Raw genomic sequence first — 4,618 nt, 5'->3', positions numbered from 1 at the left:
TGGGGGCGCCCGCGGGGGGGGCACAAAAACTACACCCTGCCCCAAAAGTTGTTTGGGGGGGGGGGGGGGGGGGCCCCCCCCCCCCCCGACGTCGGCGTACGCGCTCTCGCTCGACCTCGGCGGACGAGTGGGCTGCGGCCTGCGCTACTCTTGAATGTCGCCGCTGTCGCACCGCGCTGACCGTGCGCGCCCCGAGGGCGGCGACAGCCGCATTTTCCCAGCTCCAAGCCCCAGGAAGTGACATGCCTCCGAAGAAGAAGCTCGTCAAGACGTTCACGCTTCAGTTGCCGGCGGGCCAGGCCACGCCGGCGCCGCCGGTCGGCCCCGCGCTCGGCCAGCACGGCGTGAACATCATGGAGTTCTGCAAGTCCTACAACGCGCAGACCGAGTCTCAGCGGGGCGACATCGTCCCCGCCGAGATCAGCGTGTACGAGGACCGGTCCTTCACGTTCGTGCTGAAGACCCCGCCCGCTGCCCGGCTGCTGATCAAGGCCGCTGGTGTGCAGAAGGGTTCGGGTGTTCCGCAGTCCGAGAAGGTCGGCTCGGTCAGCCGCGCCCAGCTGCGTGAGATCGCCGAGAAGAAGATGGCCGACCTCAACGCCAACGACATCGCCCAGGCCGAGAAGATCATCGCCGGCACCGCCCGGTCGATGGGCATCACCGTCAACGACTGACGTCGGCCCCGGCCTTCGACCCGACCGTGGGAGGGCTCGCGCCGAGCGGCCCGCCAGAGACCACAGGAGTAATCAGCAATGCAGCGCAGCAAGAGCTACCGCAAGGCCGCCGATGTCATCGACCGGTCGAAGCTCTACACCCCCACCGAGGCCGTGAAGCTGGCCAAGGAGACCACCAACGTCAAGTTCGACGCCACGGTCGAGGTCGCCATGCGCCTCGGCGTCGACCCCCGCAAGGCGGACCAGATGGTCCGCGGCACGGTCAACCTGCCGCACGGCACCGGTAAGACCGCCCGCGTGATCGTGTTCGCCAGTGGCGCGAAGGCCGAAGAGGCCGCCGCCGCGGGTGCCGACGAGGTGGGCACCGATGAGCTGGTCGCCCGGATCCAGGGTGGTTGGCTCGACTTCGACGCGGCGATCGCCACGCCGGACCAGATGGCCAAGATCGGCCGGATCGCGCGGATCCTGGGCCCGCGCGGTCTCATGCCGAACCCGAAGACCGGCACGGTGACCATGGACGTCACCAAGGCGGTGCAGGACATCAAGGGCGGCAAGATCACCTTCCGGGTGGACAAGCACTCCAACCTGCACCTGATCATCGGCAAGGCCTCCTTCACGGAGACCCAGCTGGTGGACAACTACGCTGCGGTGCTCGACGAGGTGCTGCGCGCCAAGCCGTCCGCGGCCAAGGGCAAGTACCTCCGCAAGGTCATCCTGACCACCACGATGGGCCCGGGTGTCCCGGTCGACCCGAACCTGGTGAAGAACCTTCGGGAGGACCAGGCCGACGCCTGAGTCGACAGTTCGCTCCACCGGGGCGCCGCCACGACCGTGGCGGCGCCCCGGCGCGTTTGAGGTGTGGCAGGCTCGACCCCATGCGGCTGGAGAACGTCTGGTTGCGGTACCACCGGCGGGGGCCGTGGGTGCTGCAGGGAATCGACGTGCGGATCGGTCCCGGTGAGGCGGCGATCGTGCTGGGCCGCAACGGGGTGGGCAAGTCGACACTGCTCCAGGTGGCCGCCGGGGTCCTCCGCCCGGGCCGGGGTCGGGTCACCGACCGGCCGGCGCGGGTGGGCTGGGTGCCGGAGCGTTTCCCCACGGACCAACCGTTCACGGTGACCCGCTATCTGACCGGGATGGCACGGGTGGCGGGGCTGGGCAGGGCCGCGGCCGACGAGGCGGTGACCTCCTGGACCGACCGGCTCGGGCTGTCCGGCTTCCGTTCGGTCCGGTTGCCGGAGCTGTCGAAGGGCACCGCGCAGAAGGTCGGCCTCGCCCAGGCGATGCTGCGCCCGCCGGGCCTCCTGGTTCTCGACGAGCCGTGGGAGGGGCTGGACGCCGCCACCCGCGAGTTGGTGCCCGAGCTGATCGCCGAGGTGCTCGCCGCCGACGGGTCCGTCCTGGTCAGCGACCACCGCGGCGAAACGGTCCGCTTGCCGGCCGCGCGCCGCTGGTTGGTGGCCGACGGTTCGCTCTCCGAGCAGACGTCGTCGACGGACGAGACGATCGCGGTGGTCGAGGTCGCGGTGCCGGCCGCGCGGGTCGCCGGCACCGTCGCCCGGTTGCGCGCCGAGGGCCATCAGGTGCTGCGGGTACGCTCCGACGCCTCCTCCGCCGCACCCCAGGCCCGACCCGCCGACCCGTTCCGGGAGGCCGGTGCCGCCCGACCCGCCGAGCCGCCGCTCGGGCTGGCCGGGGAGCCGGCGGTGGAGCAGCCGAAGGCCACTGATCCGGTGGTCGAGCCGGCAGCGGGGGAGGCCCGGTGAGCGCCCTGGTCCGGATGCGGCTGGCCGGTTTCCTGCGAACCGGCCGGGCGGTGGCACCGTTGCTCGCCGGCCTGATCACGCTCGGCACCCTCTACGGCGGTGGTCGTGCCCAGCCGGCGGAGGCGTACGGCGTCTCCGCGGTGGTGCTCTTCCCGGTGCTCGCCTGGCAGACCAAGATCCTGTTGGACGTCGAGCCGGACGTGCAGCGTCGGCTGGCGCAGGTGACGGTCGGGGTGGCGCGGGAGCGGTTGGCCGGGCTGCTCGCCGCGGCAGTGGCGGCGCTGGTGACGGTGGCCGTCGCGCTGCTCTTTCCGTGGCTGGTCGGCGGGGTGTCCGGCCCGGTCGATCCGGGGGACCGGTCGATTCCGGTCGGGCTCGCGCTGGGATTGTGGGCGCACCTGCTGGTCGTACCCGCCGCGGTTGCCCTTGGGGCGCTGGCCAGCCGGGCGTCGGTGGGCGGTGCCGGGTACGGCGTCGCGGTGCTGGCCCTCGGCGGGGTCGGCGCGGTGGTGCTCGGCCTGACCGGCTCGGTGGCCCCCTGGCTGGCGCCGCCGATCATGGCCGCCGCTCGCACCACCGGCGGTGACGCCGCCGCGCTGACCCTGCTGGGGCTGAGCGGGTGGGCGCTGGCCTGGAGCGCCACGGTCGTCGGTGGCTACCTGTGGCGGCGGCGAGCCCAGGGCTGACCGGCGCCGGCGTCAGTGGCGCGGCTCACCGGGTGCGATTTGGCGCTGCTGGCCTGGGCGCGTACTCTTCAAACGTCATCCGTGTTCTCATGGATGAGGAACCACCCAGAGACCGCTGGTCACCGTGCTTCGGCACGGTCGAAGGTCCCGCGACATCGGGCGACCCGCGTAGGGCGGCAAGCGTAACTCGGCAGTGAGCATGGTCCGCCGACCGTGACGATCTTCCGGCCCTCGCCCCGTGCGCCCTGCGCCGGGGCTTTTTCGTTGTCGTGCTGCCTCCGCCCCCGTTCCGGCTTCGGCCGAGACGGGGACCAGCCTCGAGTAACGAGAGAGGAGGGACATGGCGGACAAGCCGATCCGGGCCGACAAGGCCACGGCCGTCGCTGAGCTGACCGAGAGCTTCCGCAGCTCGGGCGCCACCGTGCTGACCGAGTACCGCGGTCTGACGGTTTCCCAGCTCACCCAGCTTCGGCGCTCGCTCGGCGCCGATACCAGCTACACGGTCGCGAAGAACACGCTGGCCAAGCGTGCTGCGACGGACGCGGGCATCACCGGCCTCGACGAGCTGTTCACCGGTCCTACCGCGCTGACTTTCGTTTCGGGCGACGTCGTCGAGGCGGCGAAGGGGCTTCGCGACTTCGCGAAGGCCAACCCGAAGCTCGTCATCAAGGGCGGTGTCTTCGAGGGCAGGGCCATCACCGCGGCCGAGGTCACGAAGCTCGCCGACCTGGAGTCCCGCGAGGTGCTGCTGGCCAAGCTGGCCGGCGCGATGAAGGGCAACCTGAGCAAGGCCGCGGCCCTGTTCCAGGCCCCGCTGTCGAAGACCGCCCGTCTGGCGGCTGCACTGCAGGACAAGCGCGAGAAGGAGGGCGCCGAGGCGGCCTGAGGCCCCCACGGCGCACCAGTTCTTACTTAACAGAATCAGGAAAGGACGCCAGATATGGCGAAGCTCAGCACCGACGAGCTGCTCGACGCGTTCAAGGAGATGACGCTGATCGAGCTCTCTGAGTTCGTGAAGCAGTTCGAGACGACCTTCGAGGTCACCGCCGCCGCTCCGGTCGCGGTTGCCGCTGCCGGTGGTGGCGGTGGCGCTGCGGCCGAGGCCGAGCCGGAGCAGGACGAGTTCGACGTCATCCTCGAGGCTGACGGTGGCAAGAAGATCCAGGTCATCAAGGTCGTGCGTGAGCTGACCGGCCTGGGCCTCAAGGAGGCCAAGGACGCGGTCGAGTCCGCGCCGAAGGCCATCCTGGAGAAGGTCAACAAGGAGACCGCCGACAAGGCGAAGGCCAAGCTCGAGGGTGAGGGCGCCAAGGTCACCCTCAAGTGACCTGACGTTCCACCAACGCGTACCCGGCTCGTGAGCTGGGACACCATCGCGTCGCGGGGGGGGGGGGGGGGGGGCCCCGCCCCCCCCCCCCCCCCCCCGGGGCGGGGCGGGTGGGGGGGCCCCCCCCCCGGGGGGGCGCCCCCCCCCCCCCCCCCCCACCCGACC

Annotated in this window: 6 protein-coding genes; all 6 read left to right on the top strand. The window is 71.5% G+C overall.

From position 1 onward, the window contains the following. Positions 1-242 precede the first annotated feature (242 nt). On the top strand, positions 243-674 hold the full coding sequence (gene rplK, locus ACIBD9_RS32010) for a 50S ribosomal protein L11 (protein WP_124820953.1): 432 nt from the start codon (positions 243-245) through the stop codon (positions 672-674). A gap of 78 nt (positions 675-752) precedes the next feature. After that, positions 753-1,469 (top strand): 50S ribosomal protein L1, encoded by a 717-nt coding sequence (gene rplA / locus ACIBD9_RS32005; RefSeq protein ID WP_091402424.1) that lies wholly within the window; start codon positions 753-755, stop codon positions 1,467-1,469. A gap of 80 nt (positions 1,470-1,549) precedes the next feature. Further along, entirely contained in the window at positions 1,550-2,440 is an 891-nt protein-coding gene (locus tag ACIBD9_RS32000; RefSeq protein WP_396723264.1) for an ATP-binding cassette domain-containing protein, read from the top strand. Then, the gene (locus tag ACIBD9_RS31995) at positions 2,437-3,126 is read left to right on the top strand and encodes a hypothetical protein (RefSeq protein ID WP_396723263.1); all 690 of its coding nucleotides are present in this window, start codon (positions 2,437-2,439) and stop codon (positions 3,124-3,126) included. The genes ACIBD9_RS32000 and ACIBD9_RS31995 overlap by 4 nt, the downstream gene beginning before the upstream one ends. Before the next feature lie 340 nt (positions 3,127-3,466). Next, positions 3,467-4,012, top strand: a complete 546-nt coding sequence (gene rplJ / locus ACIBD9_RS31990) for a 50S ribosomal protein L10 (protein WP_091402417.1) — start codon at positions 3,467-3,469, stop codon at positions 4,010-4,012. Between the two features lie 54 nt (positions 4,013-4,066). Continuing rightward, on the top strand, positions 4,067-4,453 hold the full coding sequence (rplL, locus tag ACIBD9_RS31985; protein WP_387177152.1) for a 50S ribosomal protein L7/L12: 387 nt from the start codon (positions 4,067-4,069) through the stop codon (positions 4,451-4,453). The last annotated feature ends 165 nt before the right edge of the window (positions 4,454-4,618 follow it).

Origin of the sequence: Micromonospora sp. NPDC050784, from assembly GCF_044456765.1 — a bacterium.
Lineage (GTDB): Bacteria > Actinomycetota > Actinomycetes > Mycobacteriales > Micromonosporaceae > Micromonospora > Micromonospora foliorum.
This window is presented reverse-complemented; position numbering and strand designations above follow the sequence as displayed.